Source organism: Pseudomonas sp. TAA207 (genome assembly GCF_001529285.1).
Lineage (GTDB): Bacteria > Pseudomonadota > Gammaproteobacteria > Pseudomonadales > Pseudomonadaceae > Aquipseudomonas > Aquipseudomonas weihenstephanensis.
This window is the reverse complement of sequence record NZ_LLWJ01000064.1, coordinates 53560-74892: the sequence shown is the minus strand read 5'-3', so window position 1 is coordinate 74892 and position 21333 is coordinate 53560. Positions and strand designations below refer to the sequence as shown.

General features: G+C 58.1%; 22 protein-coding genes. 16 read left to right on the top strand and 6 right to left on the bottom strand.

Annotated elements, in window-relative coordinates; all coding sequences use genetic code 11:
• Positions 1-68: 68 nt before the first annotated feature.
• Together AP059_RS10385 and gloB are read right to left on the bottom strand one after the other, a co-directional pair.
• Positions 69-1472 (bottom strand): transglycosylase SLT domain-containing protein, encoded by a 1404-nt coding sequence (locus AP059_RS10385; RefSeq protein WP_059763124.1) that lies wholly within the window; start codon positions 1470-1472, stop codon positions 69-71.
• A gap of 99 nt (positions 1473-1571) precedes the next feature.
• A complete protein-coding gene (gloB, locus tag AP059_RS10380; RefSeq protein WP_059763123.1) occupies positions 1572-2351 on the bottom strand; it encodes a hydroxyacylglutathione hydrolase in 780 nt (259 codons plus the stop codon).
• Between the two features lie 73 nt (positions 2352-2424).
• Between gloB and AP059_RS10375 the strand changes: the two genes are divergently transcribed.
• From AP059_RS10375 to AP059_RS10360, 4 genes are all read left to right on the top strand, one after another.
• Entirely contained in the window at positions 2425-3183 is a 759-nt protein-coding gene (locus AP059_RS10375) for a methyltransferase domain-containing protein (protein WP_059763122.1), read from the top strand.
• A gap of 95 nt (positions 3184-3278) precedes the next feature.
• Positions 3279-3731, top strand: coding sequence for a ribonuclease HI (rnhA, locus tag AP059_RS10370; RefSeq protein WP_059763121.1), 453 nt, complete (start codon positions 3279-3281; stop codon positions 3729-3731).
• Positions 3724-4482, top strand: coding sequence for a DNA polymerase III subunit epsilon (gene dnaQ, locus AP059_RS10365; RefSeq protein ID WP_059763120.1), 759 nt, complete (start codon positions 3724-3726; stop codon positions 4480-4482). The genes rnhA and dnaQ overlap by 8 nt, the downstream gene beginning before the upstream one ends.
• 99 nt (positions 4483-4581) lie before the next feature.
• Entirely contained in the window at positions 4582-5154 is a 573-nt protein-coding gene (locus AP059_RS10360) for a GNAT family N-acetyltransferase (RefSeq protein WP_059763119.1), read from the top strand.
• A gap of 70 nt (positions 5155-5224) precedes the next feature.
• Here the strand turns inward: AP059_RS10360 and AP059_RS10355 are convergent, their stop codons facing one another.
• Entirely contained in the window at positions 5225-5449 is a 225-nt protein-coding gene (locus AP059_RS10355) for a hypothetical protein (protein ID WP_059763118.1), read from the bottom strand.
• A gap of 198 nt (positions 5450-5647) precedes the next feature.
• Between AP059_RS10355 and AP059_RS10350 the strand changes: the two genes are divergently transcribed.
• The 4 genes from AP059_RS10350 (at position 5648) to AP059_RS10335 (ending at position 10468) form a co-directional block, all read left to right on the top strand.
• Positions 5648-6208 (top strand): NADPH-dependent FMN reductase, encoded by a 561-nt coding sequence (locus AP059_RS10350; RefSeq protein ID WP_048363611.1) that lies wholly within the window; start codon positions 5648-5650, stop codon positions 6206-6208.
• 201 nt (positions 6209-6409) lie between these two features.
• The gene (locus AP059_RS10345; RefSeq protein WP_131811519.1) at positions 6410-7435 is read left to right on the top strand and encodes a hypothetical protein; all 1026 of its coding nucleotides are present in this window, start codon (positions 6410-6412) and stop codon (positions 7433-7435) included.
• Positions 7436-7494: 59 nt separating this feature from the next.
• Positions 7495-9429 (top strand): LodA/GoxA family CTQ-dependent oxidase, encoded by a 1935-nt coding sequence (locus AP059_RS10340; protein ID WP_059763116.1) that lies wholly within the window; start codon positions 7495-7497, stop codon positions 9427-9429.
• Positions 9416-10468 carry a tryptophan 7-halogenase gene (locus tag AP059_RS10335; RefSeq protein WP_059874959.1) on the top strand — a complete coding sequence of 351 codons (1053 nt, stop codon included), beginning with the start codon at positions 9416-9418 and terminating at the stop codon, positions 10466-10468. Before AP059_RS10340 ends, AP059_RS10335 begins: the two co-directional genes overlap by 14 nt.
• Positions 10469-10525: 57 nt before the next feature.
• Here the strand turns inward: AP059_RS10335 and phnX are convergent, their stop codons facing one another.
• Entirely contained in the window at positions 10526-11353 is an 828-nt protein-coding gene (gene phnX, locus AP059_RS10330) for a phosphonoacetaldehyde hydrolase (protein ID WP_059763114.1), read from the bottom strand.
• 71 nt (positions 11354-11424) lie between these two features.
• Positions 11425-12534 (bottom strand): 2-aminoethylphosphonate--pyruvate transaminase, encoded by a 1110-nt coding sequence (locus AP059_RS10325; RefSeq protein WP_059763113.1) that lies wholly within the window; start codon positions 12532-12534, stop codon positions 11425-11427.
• Positions 12535-12650: 116 nt separating this feature from the next.
• On the opposite strand from AP059_RS10325, the gene AP059_RS10320 reads away from it, so the two are divergent.
• Both AP059_RS10320 and AP059_RS10315 read left to right on the top strand, forming a co-directional pair.
• On the top strand, positions 12651-13520 hold the full coding sequence (locus AP059_RS10320; RefSeq protein WP_059763112.1) for a LysR substrate-binding domain-containing protein: 870 nt from the start codon (positions 12651-12653) through the stop codon (positions 13518-13520).
• A gap of 99 nt (positions 13521-13619) precedes the next feature.
• Positions 13620-14324 carry a YebC/PmpR family DNA-binding transcriptional regulator gene (locus AP059_RS10315; RefSeq protein ID WP_059763111.1) on the top strand — a complete coding sequence of 235 codons (705 nt, stop codon included), beginning with the start codon at positions 13620-13622 and terminating at the stop codon, positions 14322-14324.
• Between the two features lie 126 nt (positions 14325-14450).
• Here AP059_RS10315 and AP059_RS10310 read toward each other — a convergent pair whose 3' ends face one another.
• The gene (locus AP059_RS10310) at positions 14451-15761 is read right to left on the bottom strand and encodes a protein kinase (RefSeq protein WP_059763110.1); all 1311 of its coding nucleotides are present in this window, start codon (positions 15759-15761) and stop codon (positions 14451-14453) included.
• A 257-nt stretch (positions 15762-16018) separates the two neighbouring features.
• Between AP059_RS10310 and AP059_RS10305 the strand changes: the two genes are divergently transcribed.
• The 6 genes from AP059_RS10305 to AP059_RS10280 all read left to right on the top strand — a co-directional run bounded on the left by AP059_RS10305 (position 16019) and on the right by AP059_RS10280 (position 21329).
• Complete coding sequence (locus tag AP059_RS10305) at positions 16019-16498, top strand: Csu type fimbrial protein (protein WP_082706789.1); 480 nt, start codon at positions 16019-16021, stop codon at positions 16496-16498.
• A 16-nt stretch (positions 16499-16514) separates the two neighbouring features.
• Entirely contained in the window at positions 16515-17051 is a 537-nt protein-coding gene (locus AP059_RS10300) for a Csu type fimbrial protein (protein ID WP_059763108.1), read from the top strand.
• Between the two features lie 20 nt (positions 17052-17071).
• Positions 17072-17608: a Csu type fimbrial protein gene (locus AP059_RS10295; protein ID WP_059763107.1), complete on the top strand. Its 537-nt coding sequence runs from the start codon at positions 17072-17074 to the stop codon at positions 17606-17608.
• Between the two features lie 3 nt (positions 17609-17611).
• Positions 17612-18118, top strand: a complete 507-nt coding sequence (locus AP059_RS10290; RefSeq protein WP_059763106.1) for a Csu type fimbrial protein — start codon at positions 17612-17614, stop codon at positions 18116-18118.
• 23 nt (positions 18119-18141) lie between these two features.
• A complete protein-coding gene (locus AP059_RS10285; protein ID WP_059763105.1) occupies positions 18142-18921 on the top strand; it encodes a fimbrial biogenesis chaperone in 780 nt (259 codons plus the stop codon).
• A gap of 71 nt (positions 18922-18992) precedes the next feature.
• Positions 18993-21329: a fimbria/pilus outer membrane usher protein gene (locus AP059_RS10280; RefSeq protein ID WP_082706784.1), complete on the top strand. Its 2337-nt coding sequence runs from the start codon at positions 18993-18995 to the stop codon at positions 21327-21329.
• The last annotated feature ends 4 nt before the right edge of the window (positions 21330-21333 follow it).

The window sequence follows — 21333 nt, the reverse complement described above, 5'->3', positions numbered from 1 at the left end:
ACTGCGGGCAAGTGGCTTCCTGGTTTTATGTAGGAGTCAACTTGCCCGCAGTGTTGTTATGCAATCGCTTAGCGTGGGTTTGAAACCGTCAACATTTGCCCCGGCTTGAGTGCCTTGGCGCTGTTAGGGTTCCAGCGCTTGAGGTGCTGCATCTCGACGTTGAAGCGTTTGGCGACGATGTACAGCGAATCACCCTTTTTCACTTTGTATTGGGTGGCTTTCTTGCTGGCTGCGGGTTTGCGCGTGTCCTGCATCACCAGCATCTGGCCGCTCTTGAGGTTTTTGCCGGTCAGTTTGTTCCAGCGCTGCAAGTCACGGACATTGACCTTGTTGGCCTTGGCAATGGTGGTCAGGTTGTCGCCACTTTTGACCTTGTACTTACGGTTAAGGCGCACGGCCGTGTTGCTGGCCACATTGTCGAATACCGCTTTTTTGGGGCGCAGGCTGATCAGTTCATCAGGTCTGAGGTTGGACAGGCTGGTGGTCAGCAACTGAGCTTTGGAGGTCGGCACCAGCAGATGCTGCGGGCCATCTGTGGTGGCTCGTTGCTTGTAAGCCGGATTGAGCTGAAACATTTCGTCTTCGTCGATCTCGGCCAGCGCAGCAACGCGGGACAAGTCCATGGATTGTTTGATTTCAACCATTTCGAAGTACGGTTCGTTGGCAATCGGGTTCAGGTTGATGCCATAGGCTTCAGGGGCCATCACCACTTGGGACAGAGCCAACAATTTCGGAACGTAGTCTTTGGTTTCCTGCGGCAGGGGCAGGTTCCAGTAATCCGTCGGCAAACCGAGCTTTTCGTTGCGTTCGATGGCCCGGCTTACGGTGCCTTCGCCTGCGTTGTAAGCCGCCAGCGCCAGCAACCAGTCGCCATTGAACATGTCATGCAGACGGGTCAGATAATTCATGGCCGCCAGGGTTGAGGCGGTGATGTCTTTACGCCCGTCATAGGCACGGGTTTGGCGCAGATTGAAGTAGCGGCCGGTCGATGGAATGAACTGCCACAGACCGACGGCATTGGCGTGGGAATACGCCATCGGGTTGTAAGCGCTTTCAATGACGGGCAGCAGGGCCAGTTCCAGCGGCATGTTGCGTTCTTCGAGGCGCTCTACGATGTAGTGAATATAAAGGCTGCCACGCTCACCTGCGTTTTCGAGAAACGAAGGGTTGCTGGCGAACCACAGGCGCTGTTGTTCGATTCGCGGGTTAACTTCTACGCCTTCCTGCAACTTGAAACCCTGACGCATCCGCTCCCAAACATCTTGTGGGGCTACAGGGCTGGGTTTTTCGCTGAGCCAGATCGGCTCCTGAGGAATGCGTTTGGTCAGTTTCAAGCTGGGTCTTTCGGCCGTTTTGGCTGATTGATCCATGCTTTGACAACCCGCGAGTACAGCGGACACGGCCAGCGCGATGGCTTGCGCAAGACGCGTCAATGTGTCTGTTTTGATGAAGTTACGTATAGATGACGACATTGGCTGGAAGTAAGTTCCGGGCAAAAATGTCGGGCGATTCTAGAAAGCAGGGGGGACGCGGTCAACTGTTCAGAATTTTTGTGCCAACCGCGACCCTGATTAGAACTTATCTTTCCAGCTGCGCAAGCTGGCAAAGACGGCGCAGGGCGAGGCATTGTCCTGCTCGTTCCACTCGTCAGCTTTTTGTTTAACGGATGTTTCACTGACCCGTAAAAAGGGATTGGTGCGTAATTCCAGCGCCATCGTGGACGGCAAACTGATGCGACCTTCTGCGCGCCATCGGGTCACTTCATCGAGTCGCGCCTGGATGTCGGCGTTGTTTGGCTCGACCGCTTGTGCAAAGCGCAAATTGCTTAACGTGTACTCATGGGCGCAAAACACCGAGGTATTGGCAGGCAGCGCGGCCAATCGGCTTAACGAGTGATGCATTTGTTCGGGGAAACCCTCGAACAGTCGGCCACAACCGGCGGCAAACAGCGTATCGCCACAAAACAGCAAGGGGGCGGCGGGCGCTGCCTGATAGTAGGCAATGTGACCGAGGGTATGGCCGGGTAGCAGGAAAACCTCGAACGTCAGGCCCAATACCTCGATGCAGTCGTGGTCGTTGAGCGCCTGCTGTCGCGCGGGGATGTTTTCGAGTGCAGGGCCCCAAACTTTGGCGCCTGTCAGGTTATGCAGGTGCTCAACGCCGCCGACATGATCAAAATGGTGGTGAGTGACCAGGATGTCGCTCAACGTCCAGTCCGGATGTCCATCAAGCCACGCCTGGACCGGTGCGGCATCACCCGGATCGACCACGGCGCAGCGCTTGCTGGCATTGTCTTGTAACAACCAGATGTAGTTGTCGTTGAAGGCGGGCAGGGCGTCGATCTGTAGCATTGTGCAATTCCCAAGTGCGAAACAATGGCGCATCTTAGGGCCTGTAATGGGTGTAAGGCGAGTTGGAGGAGCAATGAGCGATAAAGCATTGGCTCAGGCTGACCCTGAGTGGCTGGCGCTGATCCGTTCCGCGCGCGAATGGCTGTCCGGTCCCCACGGGCAGTTGTTGCTTGAGGATGAACAGCGAGTACTGGAAGAGGAACTCGGTCGATTTTTTGGCGGTTACCTGGTGCATTACGGCCCGGGCGCCGACGCACCGCCCAGTGCCCCACAGGTGCAACGCAATGTGCGCTTGGGTGCGCCCTTGCCGGGTGTCGAGATTTTTTGTGAAGAGCAAGCATGGCCTTTATGTGAGCACGCCGCCGATGTGGTGGTGCTGCAACACGGTCTGGATTTTTGCCTGTCGCCTCATGGCTTGCTACGCGAAGCCGCCAGCAGTGTGCGCCCCGGCGGGCACCTGTTGATCGTGGGAATCAACCCGTGGAGCACGTGGGGGCTGCGGCACGTTTTTGCCAAGGACGCGTTAAGCAAGGCGCGCTGCATTTCTGCCTCGCGCGTGGCGGACTGGCTCAATTTGCTGGGCTTTGCGCTGGAGAAACGCCGCTTCGGGTGCTATCGTCCGCCGCTCGCTTCACCTGCCTGGCAACGCCGTTTGTCGGGCTGGGAGCGCAAGGCGGGTAGCTGGCAACTGGCCGGTGGCGGCTTCTACATATTAGTTGCACGCAAAATGGTGGTGGGTTTGCGGCCCGTCAATCCATTGCGCCGTGAACCCATGGGCAAACTGATTCCTTTGCCCATGGCCAAGGTCAATCGGCGTCACAGTGAACCCTAGTCCCTCTTGATTAACGAAAGGCTGGCGTGATCCGGTCTCTGGTGCTGTCCATCCATGATGGGCAGGCCACAACACCCTTTTCTGGATAGGTTGTAATGAGCAATAGCGTTGAAATGTTCACCGATGGTGCCTGCAAGGGCAATCCGGGCCCGGGCGGCTGGGGTGCCTTGCTGGTATGCCAGGGCGTCGAGAAAGAACTCTGGGGCGGCGAACCCAACACCACCAATAACCGCATGGAGCTGATGGCTGCCATTCGTGGCCTTGAAGAACTCAAGCGCCCGTGCGAAGTACTGTTGGTGACCGACTCCCAATACGTGATGAAAGGCATCACCGAATGGATGGTCAACTGGAAAAAACGCGGGTGGAAAACCGCCGCCAAAGAGCCGGTCAAAAATGCCGATCTGTGGAAATTGCTGGATGAACAAGTCAATCGGCATACCGTGAAATGGCAGTGGGTACGTGGGCACATTGGCCATTACGGCAATGAGCGCGCTGACCAGTTGGCCAATCGTGGCGTGGATGGAATGAGGGGCATCAAGCATGCGTAGTGTCGTACTCGATACCGAAACCACGGGTATGCCGGTCACCGATGGCCATCGGGTGATCGAGATCGGTTGTGTTGAGCTGATGGGCCGCCGTCTGACCGGGCGGCATTTTCACGTGTACCTGCAACCGGATCGCGAAAGTGACGAGGGCGCGATCGGCGTTCACGGCATCACAAACGAATTTTTGGTGGGCAAGCCGCGTTTTGCTGAAGTGGCCGATGAGTTTTTTGAGTTCATCAAAGGCGCTCAGCTCATCATTCACAACGCTGCGTTCGACATCGGCTTTCTGAACAATGAATTTGCCTTGATCGGGCAAACCGATCGCACTGACCTCACGCAGCACTGCACCATCCTCGATACGTTGATGATGGCCCGTGCGCGCCACCCTGGTCAGCGCAACAGCCTCGATGCCTTGTGCAAGCGTTATGGGGTAGATAACTCGGGACGTGAACTGCACGGCGCCTTGCTCGACTCCGAGATTCTGGCAGACGTTTACCTGACCATGACCGGTGGGCAGACCAGTCTGTCGTTGGCCGGCAACGCTTCAGATGGCAATGGTTCGGGTGAGGGTTCGGGTCAACAGGCGACGCAAATTCGTCGTTTGGCAGCGGACCGCCAGCCGGGTCGGATTATTCGCGCCAGTGAAAGGGACATGGCTGAGCATGCTGCCCGACTTGAAGCCATAGCCAAGTCAGCCGGAGCGCCATCGCTATGGACGCAACTGCTCGAAGCCAAAAGCCAGACCTTGCAATAACCCGAACCCTTGTGCGTTTGAATAAGGGCTCCAGGCCCTTCACGCAGCATGCGGCAGCGTGGGCAGGCGGGTGTGCCAGAAACAAGGACTCTTTGATCTATGCATCTGGTTATTAATCCTCAAAATCCTGAAGTCTCGGTCCGGTTGGCTGATGAAGGTTTTGCACCGTATGTATGGTGTAACGATTTCAGCTTTGAAGTGCGCGCCTATGCGCAAGTCGAAGCGCACCTGAGCGTAGAGCACTGGCCATTGGCAATGGTCACGCCGTACCGCAAGTGTTATGGCATCGATCCGGATGAGTTCGCCAGTTATCGCGGTGCGCCGGACAGCGCAGTTTTCATGGCGTACCTGGACAACCAGCCGGTGGGGCATGTGGTCGTCAGTACCAATTGGAATGGCTTCGCTCATGTAGATGAGCTAGCAGTGATCGCGGGCGCTCGTCGTCATGGCGTTGCCAAATCATTGTTGGACGTGGTGAAGTTTTGGAGCCACAAAAAAAGATTGCCGGGCATCATGCTTGAAACCCAAAACAACAACATCGGCGCCTGCCGCTTGTACGAACGTTGCGGTTATCAGGTAGGGGGGATTGATCATTTGCGCTATCGCGGGATTGACCCGCAGACCGCTGAAGTGGCGATCTTCTGGTACCTGCTGTTCGAAAACCGGGCATAAGTCCCTGCGCCGGTTCTTGCAGTAGCCACTGCTGGAGCGAGCGTGCCACGCTCGCTCCTACAGTTTTTTCTTACGCTGGCACGACGGATTCAGGCTCGCGAGTCAGGATCACGCCTGATTGCACTAGCTCGAACTCGGTATCAGAGTTTTTCTTAACGCGATCGCCAATAGCCAGCTTATAGGTGATGACTGGCTGACCGTCTGCCCCAGGTGTGGAATCTTGAAACTCATGCACCGAATAGACACGGCCTTCCGCGTCTCTTGCATGAAATTGCCCAACGAGAACTGCAGCCATTTGTAGAGAACCTCTGGAGATAAACACCCAATTTGCGGTTCTTGTAGACCGTTGATCAGCAGGGGAAGTTTAGCGCGGTGGAAAAAATAGTCTCGCTACTTTACAGGCTTGTTGGCCGATAGGGTGAACGGAGCTGCAAGAAAGGCGTCCGATCATCTATAACTAATCTTCCTACAGCTTGAGCCGCGAGGGTTTTCCATGAGTAAGGTCTACAGCGTTGCAGTGTTGGTCGGCAGTCTGAGAAAGGATTCTCTCAATCGAAAAGTGGCCCATGCCTTGGCGCAGTTGGCCCCCCCTCACTTGAAGCTGAACATCGTCGAGATCGGTGAGCTGGCGTTGTATAACGAAGACATTGACGTTACGCCACCTCCGGCGTCCTACACTGCGTTTCGTGATCAGGTTCGCCAGGCTGATGCGGTGCTGTTTGTCACGCCGGAGTACAACCGCTCGGTTCCAGGTGCGCTGAAAAATGCCATCGATGTAGGCTCACGCCCTTACGGTCAAAGTGTGTTCAGTGGCAAACCGGGTGCTGTGATCAGTGTTTCGCCGGGTGCGATTGGCGGGTTTGGGGCTAATCATCATTTGCGCCAATCCCTGGTGTTTCTCAATGTGCCATGTATGCAACAACCTGAAGCTTACTTAGGCGGCGCCGGCAGTGCTTTCGATGAGGCTGGCCAGTTATCTGAGAAAACCCGACCGTTCTTGCAAGCGTTTATTGATGCTTACAGTCAGTGGGTGGAGACAGTTAAAGGTGTTTGATCGCGTCAGTGCTGTTCTTTAAAAACACCGCTTAGGCGGTGTTTTTTTATATCGCTCAAAACAATGTCTATAAGGTTCGGCGACGGATACGTATAAGTTACATGTATCTTGTTACGTATTGGGGGAGTGAAGGGCGTGCACAAGCAGGGGTGTGAACTAATGTTGAGTGTTCAAGACGTTTGATTTCGAGAAAGGAAGCTCATGATTATGGCGAATCTACGCAGTACGTCATCCGTAATTAACGCAAGCACTCACGTACAAGACCCCATTGCCGAGTTAGAAGAACTGTTTATTGAAAAGACCCAGATGAGGCGAATACGAGCCGGACAATGCCCTGTCAGGCGCCCTGTTTTTTTACGCTTGAACGGGGTGGCGCATGGCCGTTTTGAAGTAGTTGAAGATCTGCCCGATGAATTAAAAGTGGGCCTGTTTGCACAGGCTAAAACCTACCCTGCATGGGTGCGTTACTCGTGTGACATTCCAGACGGTGCCCCTGAGCGGGGTGAAACGGTTGGCTTGGGCATCAAGCTCTTCGGCGTTGAGGGTGAAAAATGCCTGGAGCCAGACGAATCGTCTCCTACCGTCGACTTCCTGCTTCAGAATCATCCGGTTTTTTTCGTTAATGATGCGCAGGACATGGCCTTGGCCTTCAGGGATTTCGCGTCCTGGATTGAGGCGCATGAAGACACCAGGGCAATCCTGGCCGCAATGCGCAAGGATGTGAAAAGTGTATTGGAGAGTGAGTTGTGGAGCGTTATTCCTTTTTGTTTTGGGCTGCAAAAGTTTTGTAAATATAAAATTGAGCCTGAAGTGATTTCGTTAGGCCCAGAACCTGACTTTAATGCGCCCGGTTATTTGAAGGCCGATTTGCATCAACGCCTAATGACGGCAGAGGTGCGTTTACGTTTTATGGTGCAACTGCAAGAAGATGATGACTGTATGCCGTTGGACACGGCCACTCATGAGTGGGATGAAGTAACGTCTGCACCCGTTCATGTGGCCACTTTAATATTGCCGATACAGGACATCGATTCACGTAACCAGTCGGTGTATGGCGAAACCCTGGCATTCAATCCCTGGCGAACATTGAAAGAACATCAGCCGGTTGGCAGTCTTGCACAGGCCCGCAAAGTTATCTATCAAGCGTCTGCCACTGTGCGTCGTCATTACAATGGCAATGTATTAGGTGAACCTCAAGTTGAACGTCCGGCGCAACTTAAGCCTTAAATGGATGAACGAAAGTATTTACTTTTTTGTAAGCAATAACCCCACAGGGACGTGATGCTATGCACCGTAAAACACTCACACGCCAACAACTTAAAACAATTGTGCGTGCCTCGATACACCCAGGTATCGGCATCGCACGCTTAGGTAACAGTCCGGGCGAATACGTAATCAGCCCTGACACCATAACCCCGCAGTGGGTCAGCGCTGGAAGTCGCCACGATGCGAGCGGCGCCATTAAACGTCAGGCTGCACGTTTTCGTATTTACGGCTACAACCTTGAAAATGAGGTGGTCGGGGAGCTAACGCTGGACGACGCTGAAATTGAATGGCGCGCCCATGTGGTCAATCGAAAGGCTCAGTGGTTTGAATTTGAAAAGGCGATGGACATAGAGGATGCCGCCCACACTCAACTTCGTTTACGCAATGCCGACAGGGTGGGTGCTGAGCGCGACGCGCTGGTTATCGACGCGGGTGCCAGAACCGTCTCGGGCAGAGCGGTCAGCGGCCCGGCCCATGAGTTTGCAGGGGGTACGTTTTTGGGCATGCCGGTTGCGCTCGGTGAGTTGCGCACTGATGAGTCGGGGCGGCTATTGGTGTTGGGCGGCCATGGCCACTCGGGATCTCCCACGGGGATGCCGATCTTTGATCCCGATGTGAGTAACCACTTCGCGAATGCGACCGGCTGGTTTGACGACACCTCTGACGGCCCCGTCTGGGCGGCGGTAAAAATCAATGGCGTTGTGATTCCCGTCGAATCTGCCTGGGTGGTGGTGGCCCAGCCGGACTTTTCGCCCAACACTGTCGGCTGGCGCACGCTTTATGACTTACTGACGGACACCTACCTTGCCAGTGGATGGCTGACACCGCCTGAACGTCCCTCCTTTAGCCGCGATGTGCTGCCGATTTTTCAGCGCCTGAGCGGCCTGCAATGGGTTAACAAAGGTTTCGCAACGCTGTTCGGGCAGGGCGCGCCTTTCGATTTCAATAACCCGCAGTTACTGGCCAAGCTGTCGCGTGCCGACGAGACCTTCAGCCATCTGCGCCAAGCGGTGTTCAATGCATTTCGTGGGGCAAGCAACGCGGTGCATGAGCCCAGAACCTGGCCCTGGTTGTATGGCGACACTTTTGGCGCTGAGCAAGAGAGCGCGCACGATCACCTCGCCCCATCGCCTTATCGCAGCCAGTTGTTAAAACGATGGGTCAAAGGTGAATTCCATGCGGACTGGACACCGGACCATAAACCGCCCGCGCATCTGGATGATGTCAATTTGGCCGATCAACCCGCCATGCTGGACCAGGCCGCGCTGCACTTTTGCCTGGCGGATGCTTTCCACCCAGGGATTGAGCTGTCATGGCCCATGCGTCACATCTCCCTGTACCGCGCGCCTTTTCGTATTAAGGCCCTGCCTGAAGACCAGCCATTGCCGGACTTCGGTCCCGTATTGGATCAAACCCTGGCATTGGCCGTCGACGGCCCTTTGTATGCCCAACCACCTGGGGGGCTGAGCCGGTGGATGGCATTGCCCTGGCAAGTGGATGCGGTGGGTTGTCGCTCAGGCTATGACGCCGATTACGATCCCTATCTGCCCACGTTTTGGCCAGCCGGTGTGCCAGATCAGGTGTTGAGCGAGGCGGACTATCACGCCTCAACCGACATGACGCTGCCCCGAGAGCAGCGTGTCGCAGCGTTTAACCGCAGGGTTTACTGGGGGCGTAAATTGCGCGGGAGCTTTATCGACCAGGCCACGCAACTCGTCGGCGATATGGCGCGCGTGGGGGTGATTGAAGCGCGGCCAGGCGTTGAGAATGACCCGGACTTGCCCGCGATCATGATGGTCGAAAGCGTGTCGGGCGGCCAAAGCCCTGTTGCGCCACCCGCGCCGGACCTGCGTAGGGGAGCAAAACTGTCCTTGTCCGATATCGAACGGGCAGGGTGGGAGAGCCAGGAGCAATGCGACGAGTTTCGCCGGATAGTCAGACGTGAAAAGATTTGATGTCGCGATAGTCGGGGCGGGCCCCGCAGGCGCTGTCGCGGCCAGGTGCCTGGCGTTATCGGGCCATGAGGTGTTGCTGATTGATGACACCTCTCATGTGCTTAAAGTGGGTGAGAGTTTACCGGGGTCAGCCTATCCGCTGCTGTTTGAGCTGGGATTGTTACCTTGGCTGCACGCCAGTCAACCGCTGCCGTGCGTGGGCAATGTAGTGTCATGGGGCCAAGAGGCGCTCTATTGCCGGGACTTTATGCGCGAACCGTATGGAGCGGGTTGGCATCTCTGTCGCCAAGCGTTTGATGCAGCGTTGCGCAACGCCGCGGGTGATGCCGGTGTTACCGGGTGTACACAGCGTTTTGAGCAGGTACAGCGCGCAGGGAACCGTTGGTTGCTGACGTTGCGTGAGGAGCAGGTGGGCGCGCGCTGGGTGATAGATGCCAGTGGCCGAAGCGCGTGCGTGGCCCGGCGCCTGGGGGTCAAGCGCGAGCGAGATCAACGGCTGATTGCGCTTTACTCACGTACGCAACACGTTGCTGGTGATCAACGCACCTGTATCGAGGCGGTGGCAAACGGCTGGTGGTACAGCGCGGCGTTGCCCGGCGACAAACGGATTGCAGCCTTGCACCTCACACCGTGTGAGGCACAAAAAGTACTTAAAGACCGTCATGGGTGGTTGGCGCAATGGGATAAAACGCGTCACATCCGGCGGCACAGCGGTTCAGGCGAGTGGTCGCCCCCTCACGCATGCGAAGCCGGCGGTAGTTATTTACAGCAAGTAGCAGGGGAGCGTTGGCTGGCCGTCGGGGACGCAGCGCTGGCCTTTGACCCGTTGTCGGCCCAAGGCATTTTCAATGCGCTGTACAGCGCCATGCGTGGAGCGCAGACGGTTCAGGCGGCGTTGGCAGGCCAGCATGAATCGACGCAGCAATACACTGCGCAACTGTTGAGTGTCAGGCGGGCGTATGTGCGCATGCTGGATATTCAGTACCGGCGTGAGCAACGCTGGGCGGATCAAGCGTTCTGGCAAGTTCGTCAACAATAAACAGAACCCGGCTGGCGACTGCGATGGGGTTGGTCGCAGCCGTCAGCGGATAGCGCCCTAGCTGCTTTGCGGCATTTCACCTCGGGCCAGGCGGGCATTGATATCAGCAATGACCGCAGGCAGCTCGCGGAGGGTATCGATCAGATAATGCGGGCGCGAGCCTTCGAACAAGGTGTGAATCCGGGTGCGTTCAGCGGCCAGGGTCACAGCGTCCAGTGCGGTGTATTGCTCGTAGGTCAGGCCCAGCGCGTTGCCGGAACACACCAGTGCCACCGTCCACATGCCCGCGCGGCGGCCTTCAAGAATGCCCGGCACCGTGTCGTCAATTTTGACGCAGGCGCCCACATCATCGATGCCCAGGGCAATGACGTTGGCCAGTGCCTGAGCAGGCCACGGACGACCGTTGGGGACGTCATCGGTGGCGACCACATGGTCGGCAACGTAACCATTGCTGGCTGCCAGCTCCACAACCTTGGCCATGACCTGCGCCGGATACCCCGAGCAGGAACCGATTTTCATGCCTTGGGCACGCAGTGTTGCAATGGCCTCAAGCGCGCCCGGAATCAACGCGGAATGTTCGGCGATTTTCTCGATTTGCAACGGCATGAAGCGCTTGTAAATGGCCGTGACGTCATCGTCAGACGGGGCGCGGCCGAATACCTTCTTATAGCGTTCGCCAATTTGTGGTTGGTTGCACAGGGTACGGATGTGATCCCACTTGCCCATCCCCATCGGACCGCGTGCTTCATCGATAGACACCTGTACATCAAATTCAGCGAAGGCTTCGACAAAGATTTGCGTGGGGGCAAAAGAGCCAAAATCGACCACAGTACCGGCCCAATCGAGGATGGCTGCTTGAAGCTTGCTTGGTTGGGTGTAGTTCATGTCTTTTGATCCTGTGTGAGCGGCCCGTGCCGCACGGCGAAATTTGAGTTTGTGTGACAAGCGTCCGGCGGTCAGATGTCCAGCACTTGCATTTCATCCAGTACCTGCGCCACGGCATTAACCGCGGCCTGCATGTCGGCGTGAGTGACATGACCGATACAGCCCACACGAAAGGTATCGACTTGAGTCAATTTGCCGGGGTACAGAATGAAACCCTTGGCCTTGACCCGCTCATAGAAATCCTTGAACTGGTAACGCGGGTCTTTTGGGGCATGGAAGGTGACGATAATCGGCGCTTGAATGGCCGCTGGCACAAAGCTGCGAATGCCCAGGGTGGCCATGCCGTCAAGCAGGGTCTGGCAGTTCTTGGTGTAGCGCTGATGACGGGCTGGCAAACCGCCTTGTTCGTTGTATTGCGCCAGCGCCTCGTGCAGCGCCGCCACCACGTGCGTTGGCGGGGTAAAGCGCCATTGCCCGGTTTTGGCCATATAGGTGTGCTGGTCGTGCAGGTCCATTGCCAAGGAATGAGAGTTACCCGCCGCGTGGGCCAATGCGTCTTTGCGCGCAAAGACAAAGCCCATGCCCGGTACGCCTTCCAGGCATTTGCCGGACGCTGCGATCAAGGCATCGAAGGGCGTTTCTTGTGCATCGACGGGCAGGGCACCGAATGAACTCATGGCGTCGATGATCAGGCGTTTGCCTTGTTTGGCTACAACGTTGGCAATTTCTGACAAGGGATTGAGAATCCCGGTGCTGGTTTCACAGTGAATCAGCGCCACATGGGTAATGCCCGGGTCGGCGTTGAGCAGGCGCTCCACATCTGCGGCGGTCGTGGGCTGATCCTCGGCGGTTTCAAAGGTGCTGAAACGACGGCCCAGCACGTCGCAGATTGTGGCCAGGCGTTTGCCGTATGCGCCATTAATCAGCACCAACACATGGCCATCGCGTGGGACCAGAGTGCCGATTGCCGCTTCCACGGCGAACGTGCCGCTGCCTTGCAAAGGAACACAATGGTGGCTGCTGGCGCCGTTGATAATGGCCAGCAGTTGTTCGCACAGGCTCGCCGTCAATCTGTTGAAGCTGTCATCCCATGAACCCCAATCCTGCAGCATGGCCTGGCGGGTGCGCAGCGAGGTGGTCAGTGGGCCTGGGGTCAGCAGGGTCGGCGCGGCAGAACTCATTCTGGTTTCCTCACAAGCTTTGGGATAACGACTCAATACACGGCATAAATTGCAGTTTGAGTTGTTATCAATCAAATTGTTTGTTGTTATGCCAGCCATCAGTGAGGCTTATACATATGAATCTTTTCCAACTGCGTGCGTTTGATGCGGTGGCGCGCGAAGGCAGTTTCACCCGCGCCGCCGCACGGCTGTTTATCAGTCAGCCAGCGGTCACCGGCCATATCAAAGCGCTCGAAGATCACTACCAGATCACCCTGTTGCGGCGCACGGCGCGGCGTGTGGAGCTGACTGAAGAGGGCATTAAACTCGCCGCCATCACCCGCGCCATGTTCGGTTTGGTGGATGAAGCGCAGGTCATGCTGGAGGCCAATCGCCAGTTGCTCACCGGGCGCCTTGAAGTCGCCGCCGATGGTCCGCATCTGGTCATGCCAATGCTGGCGAACCTGCGCGAACGTTACCCCGGCATTACCGTGAATCTGCGTCTGGGCAATGCGCAGGAAACCCTCGCAGCTTTGCTCTCGGAGCACGTGGACGTGGCCGTGCTGACTGACGTTGAACCGCGCAAGGGGTTAACGCTTCGCCCGCTCAATCAATCACGGGTATGCGCCTTGGTGCCGGCCGCCCATCCGTGGCAGGCGTTGACGGATGGCATCGAGATTGCGCAGTTGGACCAAGTGATCATGGTTTTGCGCGAGCCCACGTCCACCACTCGGCGCACTTTCGATCAGGCGTGCGCCAAGGCGGGGGTTAGCCCGCGTGTGCTGCTGGAGCTGGACAGCCGCGAAGCGGTGACCGAGGCCGTGGCTGCGCAGCTTGGCGTGGGAGTTGTGGCCTCAGTTGAAGTCAGCCGGGATCCGCGGGTTTGCGCCGTGCCCATCAACGGCACGGGGTTGGCCAATCGGCACATGATTGGCTGCATGGAACGCCGCGCCGAGTTGCGACTGATCAAGGTGTTTATGGCGCTGGCGCCACAGCCTATTGGGTAGACGCGAATTTTTTTGGTCGATTGAGACCTTCTTGCCGTATAAACTTGCGCCCATTCGATGGCCTTTGAGCCGCGACACACACGATTGAGAGAGTAAGAAATGGGCGCACAGTGGAAGGTTAAACACAAAGCGGACGCCGCCAATAGCCGCGGCAAGATTTTCGGCAAACTGGCGAAAGAACTGACTGTTGCTGCACGTAACGGCGCCGATCCGGACATGAACTCGCATTTGCGCCTGGTGTATGAACAAGCGAAAAAGGCGTCCATGCCAGCCGACACCATCAAGCGTGCCATTAACAAAGGTGCGGGTATCGGCACTGAGGCGGTGCAATATCACCGCGTCACGTACGAAGGTTTTGCCCCGCATCAGGTGGCGTTGATTGTTGAATGCCTGACCGACAATGTGAACCGTACCGTGGCTGAAATCCGCGTGGCGTTCCGCAAGGGTCAACTGGGCACTTCCGGCTCGGTAGCATGGGACTTTGACCATGTCGGCCTGATCGAAGCCAAGGCTGACACCCCGGACGCTGATCCTGAAATGGCGGCCATTGAAGCAGACGCTCAGGATTTTGAAGAAGGCGACGAAGAAGGCACCACCTTGTTCATCACCGAGCCTACCGACCTGGATGCCGTGCACAAAGCGCTGCCAGAACAGGGTTTCACCGTGCTGTCCGCCAAGCTGGGCTATATCCCAAAAAACCCGGTCTCGGGCCTGACTGACGAGCAGATGGCTGAGGTTCAGGAATTTTTGGCCAAGCTCGAAGAGCAGGACGACGTACAAGACATGTTTGTGGCATTGGCCTAAACGGTATCTGTTGGCGATCAAGCCACGCGCATCTCAATCCTGTGGCCGCTGAGGAGTAACGCGAGGCGGCGACCGGGCGCGTAGCGCTCGTCGCCTTCGGCAGCGGCAACGTGGATCGCGACAGGCTCAGCCCAGCGCGCGGCTGATTGTTGCAAAATCTGGCCGGGCCAGTACGTTCGGCTGGATGCAGCGCTCGTGCAGTTGATGCCAGTCGTCGCGTTGGGCATCGCTCAAGCCTGAGTCGATGCGCGCCAGCAACTCCCCCAGCAAAATCCCGAACGCGCGCACTTCAATACGTTGCAGGGCGCGGGTGTGCGGGCTGTCGTCTGTGGCGTGAAAGCACGCGGCACCGAAGTCGCCCAGCAAACATTCGCCCTGTGCGTTGAACAAAATGTTGTGCCCGTACAAATCGCCATGACAGATACCCTGCGCGTGTAAATGAGCCGCGGCCGAGGCAATGCCACGAGCAATACGTCGCGCGCTGTCAGCGGTGAAGCGGGTGCTATCGGCGTACACGTCGCGGCTGCAACTGTCAAAACTGGGCAGGGCCGCCAGGTTGGTGAACGAGGGGTCGATCAGTTCCATCACCAGTGCCGCTTGCGCCTCAGGGTGACCGACTACCCGGCCCAGCACCTTGATCAGGTTCGGGTGCTGGCCTGCGGCGATGCAGGCGTTCATTTCGTGCAGCGGTGAGCCGTCGCTGGTGATGCTGCCTTTGTAGAGTTTGATCGCGACCGCCCGCACCGGTTGCCCCGGTTCACGCCATTGCGCTTGATAAATTACCCCGGAGGCGCCTTCACCCAGTGGCTGCTCAAGGGTCAATTGCGACCAGTCAATGTTCGGTGTGTGGTCGTCTGCCTGCTGAGTGCGGGTTTCGTCGGCCAGCGGATTGCCCGAATAGGCCAGCCAGCTCAGGCGGGGCATGGCCAGTAACCCGTCGGGCAGTGCAGTGAGCTGATTGGCGGCCAGGCGAATCAGCTCCAGGCGCTCGCACTCGGCCAGGCTGCGCGGCAATTGTTGCAGGCGGTTACCGGCCAGCATCAGTTTTTGCAGCAAAGGACGCTGCCCCAGTTCGTCAGGCAATTGGCTGATGTGGTTATCCGTGAGGATCAGCCAGCGCAACAACGGTGGCAGCGCCGTACCCGGCACGCTCACGATCTGGTTGGCTTTGAAGCCAATCATGCTCAGGTTGGCACAACGCCCCAGGCACTCGGGCAGCGCGGTGAAGTGGTTGTCCGAGCAAAACAAAATGCGCAACCGTGTCAACCGATGCAAATCGTCGGGCAGGCGGCTCAAGGCATTGCCGCTCAGGTTGAGGATTTCCAGCGAATCGGCCAGTTGGAAGATTTCGTCCGGGAACTCGGTCAGCCCGCAGGCCAGGTCCAGACGTTTGAGGCCTTTCAATTGACCGGCGCGCAGTTTAGCGAGGGTATCCATAAGCAGGCGGTATGCACTCGTGTAAATCGATGAAAAGTGCCGCGCATGATAGCGATTAATCGTTTACAGGTTTCAGGCAATTTGCGCGCACCCCGCGCAACGCAGTGCGTTGACCCTTCGGCGGAAATCTGGCGGTAATTTTCTGACTGCGCTGGCAGCATTTGCCTTCACTGCTAACCTCCACCCCATAACAACACAGCAAAGGATTGGCCGTGGAGAGTAAGCACGCCGTGGCACTGGTGGGCTTTTGCCTGAGCATGCCCGTCTGGGCGGCTGAGTACGAAGTCGAGGTGCGGGTGACCGTGGAACGCGGTTGCCAGTTGATTGGCTCAACCCGCAATGCCGGGATCGAGTCTTTGGGTGTGCTTGATTTTGGACGTATCTCGCGTCTGGACAGTGGCTCTGGCCCATTGAATGCGGCGCTGCTCAATCAGCGTGTGCCGCGCCTGGAATGCAATCCTGACACCACCTACCAATTGCAAATCGACGGCGGCCAGCATGGCGGCACCGGCGATGTGCGCTATCTGGCCAATGGCCCGCGCGCTTTACCTATTCCATACCGTATTTATCGCGACGCTGCGCGCTTGGTGCCGTTGCCCGTCAATGTGCCCGTGGCGGGCACGGTGCCGAGCAGCGGTTCTGTGGCGTTGCCGTTGTATGCGCGCATTGAGCCGCTCAAACAGGTGTTTGCCGCCGGTCATTATTCCGACGTGTTGAAGGTCACCCTCACATGGTAAGGGCAGGAGCATGCGCATGGCCGGTTCAGCCCAGGTCTTGATGCTGTGTGGCGCCTGGGTGCTGTTGATCGACAGCCCCCAGGCGGCGTTGCTCAGCGGGCAGATACAGGCGCGCCTGGTGATTCGCGCCAGTTGCGAAGTCAGCGCGGGCAACAGCGCCGACCCTGAGCAGATCACCCGCCTGGGTACGCTGGATTTTGGCGCTCAGGGGCCGACGTGGAAGAACCCCATCGACTCGCAACTGCAAGGCAGTGAAAGCAGTTTGGCGGTGAGCTGCAACCCGGCAGTGAAGGGCTTTACGGTCACGATTGATGGCGGCAGTCACGGGGATGGCACCACACGGCAATTGAGCAATGGGCGTCAGTTGATTCCCTATCGCTTGTCACTGGATGCCGCAGGCAGCGACAGCTACAGCATCGGTCAGCAACGTAATTTTTCGATTTCCAATGGTGGCCAGGTACCGATTCCGGTGTATGGCCTGGTGATGGCTAATCCCAACGCTTTGCCCGCAGGTGTCTACCGCGACACGCTGCGGGTGACGTTGGATTGGTAAAACGACAGAGGGGCACGATCATGCAATCACTTTCATCCCGACTGGGTTTGTCACTGCTGGGGCTGATGCTGGCGAGCAGTGCCCACGGCGCCACGACGCTGACCGGCCAGTTAAGTTCGACCCTCACGCTGACGGCCAGTTGTCAGGTCAATGGCGCGGTAGGCACTACCGGGTTGAGCTTCGGTACGCTGAACTTCGGCTCGCAAACCACCTTGTTTTCCTCGGCGAATGCGCAAGTGGTGTCCGGCAGCAACAACGGGATTTCGATCCTCTGCTCGCCCGGCACCACTTCCACTCTCAAAGTGCGCGCCGGGCTGCACGACACACTGTCGGCACCTAACACCCGTGCATTGGCCGACAGCGCGGGTAACTACGTGGGCTATGACATTTTTACCGACTCCGGGTTGACCACGGTATTACCGGTCGATGGCACGGTGCCGGTGCCGGTGAGTACCGGCACCGCCAATGTGATCAATCTGTACGGCAAGGCGGTGGGCAAGGCCAGTTTGCCTCCGGGCACCTACACCGACAGCGTGGCTGTTGAACTGACGTTTTGAGCCATGACCCTGCCGTGGCTCGCACGCTCAATGGTGTGCCTGGGGTGTTGGCTGCCCTGGCCGCTGCTGGCGGCAACCGGCGCAACGTTTCAGGTCAGTGCCAGCATCGTGCCGGGCTGTCTGGTGGTCGGCGGGGTGACCCAATACGGCAACCTCAACTTTGGCACGTACTCGGCGTTGTCCACGCAAGTGGTCAAAGTGGCGTTGAGCAGCGGGGTGACGGTGCAATGCACACCGGGCGTGGCGCTGAGCATGAGCGTCGATGGCGGACTGCATAACAGTGGCGGGCGCAACGTGCAGCTTAATGGCGGGACGGCGCGGGTGGCGTACCAGTTGTTTCAGGACGCGGCCTACAGCCAGAGCCTGGGCATCGCGCAGAGCGTCAACGTGCCTTACCTGAGCACGAATGCCAATGCCATCACTTTGCCGATTTACGGCTACATGCAATTGCCGGGTAACAGACCCGGCGGGATTTACAGCGATGTCGTGCAAGTGCAGCTGTCTTTTTGAGATCTGGGGATCAGGAGTGTTCTATGCAATTACCCGCCCGGCCGATTCCGGCCTTGGTCGCAGGTTTTTTGATGGCGGTGGGGATGTCGGCTGCACACGCCGCCAGTTCGGTGCTGATTTGGCCGATTGACCCGGTGTTGGAGTCGGATCAATCGGCCAGCGCCCTATGGCTGGAGAATCGCGGTGATGAAACGGCCAACCTGCAAGTTCGAGTGTTTGCCTGGAGCCAGGGCGCGTTTGACGATCAGTATCAAAATCAGCGTGACGTGGTGGGCAGCCCGCCTGTGGCCCGTATTGAGCCGGGGCAAAAGCAATTGATTCGTCTGACGCGGACCAAGGCGGTAGCGGACGGTCAAGAGCAGGCATATCGCATCATCATTGACGAGATTCCCGCGCCGTTGCCCGCGACTGCGGCGGGTGCGGGCAAAACAGACGCGGCGATTCGCTTTCAAATGCGCTATTCAGTGCCGCTGTTTTCCTACGGGGCTGGGTTGTGGGGCAAGCAGGACGCCACCCTCAAGCGCGACCCGGCAGGTATCGGGCAGCCACAGTTAAGTGCGCGAAAGATCACCGTGGCGGGCAAACCTTTCATCGAGGTGCGTAATCGCGGAGCGGTGCATGCCCGGTTAACCGAAGCCAGCCTGACCCAGGGCGCGCAATCGCAGCCCTTGGTTGAGGGTTTGATGGGCTACGTGCTGCCCGGCGCCACCATGCGTTGGCCTGCGCCCACTGCGTGGGGGCAGACGTTGCGTGCGCGCGTCAACGGTCAGACGCAATTTCAGGACATCCCTTTGACGCAATAACCCTGCGCTCATCCCGTCCAGGCATAAGGAGCACGTGCGCAGGAGTCGCCCAAAATGGATCTAAACAGGGCATGAAAAGCACGCTGGCATGGATAGCCATCACCTTGTGGGGTGGTTGGGCCAGCACGACTGTGCTGGCGGGCGAATTGCCCCCGCCGCCTGCCAGCATGGAGGCCGTCGCCGATGCACAGTTGTATCTGGAACTGGTGGTTAATCAGATGAACACCCAGCGCGTGGTGCCGGTTGTACAACGCCAAGGGCAGCTGTTTGTGAGCGCCAGCGAATTGCAGGCGGTCGGCATTCGCTTGCCTGCCTCAGGCCCCTCAGAGGTGGGGCTGGACAGCGTGCCCGGTTTACACAGCGAGTACGACAGCCAGGCCCAGCGTCTATTGCTGCAAGTGCCGCCCGACTGGCTACCGGAACAACGGATCGGGGCGCGTTCGACCTACCCGCGCACTGAGGCCATGAGCAGCTTTGGCGCCTTGTTCAACTACGACCTGTACCTCAATGACACCGATGACGCGGGTACGTACCTGGCGGCGTGGAATGAAGTGCGCCTGTTTGACAGCTGGGGCACGCTGTCGAACACCGGTCAATATCGGCGCAGCATCCGTGACATGCCGGACAGTCAGCTCAATAACGGCTACCGGCGTTACGACACGACGTGGCGCTACTCCGACGACAACCGCCTGCTCACTTATGAAGCAGGGGATGTGATCAGCGGCGCGTTGCCCTGGACCAGTGCGGTGCGGTTGGGCGGGGTGCAACTGTCGCGTGACTTTGGTGTGCGCCCGGACCTGGTGACGTATCCCTTGCCGCAGTTTTCCGGCGAAGCGGCAGTGCCGTCTTCGGTTGATCTGTTCATCAATGGCTACAAATCTTCCAGCGATAACCTGCAACCGGGGCCGTATACCCTGACCAACATCCCGTTCATCAACGGCGCCGGGGAGGCGGTGGTGGTGACCACCGATGCGCTGGGCCGACAAGTGTCCACCAGCGTGCCTTTTTATGTGACCAGTACCTTGTTGCAACAGGGCCTGAGCGATTTTTCGGTATCGGCCGGTAGCCTGCGGCGCGATTACGGCACCAAGGATTTTTCTTACGGGCCTGGTGTGACAGCGGGCAGCCTCCGCTATGGCCTGACTAACAGCCTGACCCTTGAAAGCCACGTTGAAGCCTCAGATGCGCTGACCTTGGGCGGGGTGGGCGGCAACCTCAAGTTGGGTAATTTTGGGGTGCTGAACAGTGCGGTCAGTCAAAGTCAGTTCGATGGCCGCAGCGGTCGGCAGTTAAGCCTGGGGTATCAATACAGCACTCAACGCTACAGCCTGTCCTACCAACGGCTGCAACGTTATGAAGACTATGCCGACCTGAGCGTGGTCGACAGTCAGTACATCAGCCTTAGCCAGCGCAGTGAGCAAGTGACGTTAAGCCTGAACATGGAGCGCTTTGGCAGCCTGGGGGCGGGTTACTTCGATGTAACGGCTGCCGACGCTTCGCGCACCCGACTGCTCAACCTGAGTTGGAGCAAGCCGTTATGGTTTAACAGCAGCCTGTACCTGTCGGCCAACCGTGAAGTGGGTGACAGCAACTGGGCGGTTCAGGCGCAACTGGTGGTGCCGTTCGATGCGCGTGGCAGCCTGAGCCTGAGCGCCGAACGCAGTCAGTCAGGTGGCAGCCTGCAACGGGTCAACTACAGCCGCAGCGTACCGACCCAGGGCGGGGTGGGCTTCAATCTGGGGTATGCCAGGGGCGACGGGCCGGATTACCGGCAGGCAGACATGACCTGGCGCTTGCAGTCAGTGCAACTGCAAGCGGGTGTTTATGGCACCTCTGAGCAGCAAACGCGCTGGGCCGATGCCAGCGGCTCATGGGTGTGGATGGATAAGCACGTGTTCATGGCCAATCGGATTGACGACGCCTTTGTGGTGGTCAGCACCCAGGGTTTCCCCGGCGTGGGCGTGCGTTACGAAAATCAGTGGGTGGGCGACACCGATAAAAACGGCCACCTGCTGGTGCCGTGGAGCAGTGCTTACTATCGCGGCAAATACGAGATTGATCCGCTCAACTTGCCCGGCAACGTGCTCACGCCCAATGTCGAGCAGCGGGTAGCCGTGCGTCGCGGCAGCGGTTATTTGCTGGAGTTTGCCGTTAAACGCGTGAGCGCTGCCAGTGTGCGGCTGGTGAATGCCGAGCAGCGCGAGTTGCCTTTGGGCAGCGCGGTGCTCAATGAACAAAACGGCGCGCGGGCCGTGGTGGGCTGGGACGGTTTGGTGTACCTGGAAGACCTGACGGCGCAGAACACGTTGCAAGTGATAGTGCCCGACGGCGCGCCGTGCAGGGCCTCATTCGCGTTACCGCCCCAAGGCGATCAAGTGCCCTTGATCGGGCCGGTGGTGTGCCAGTGAAGCG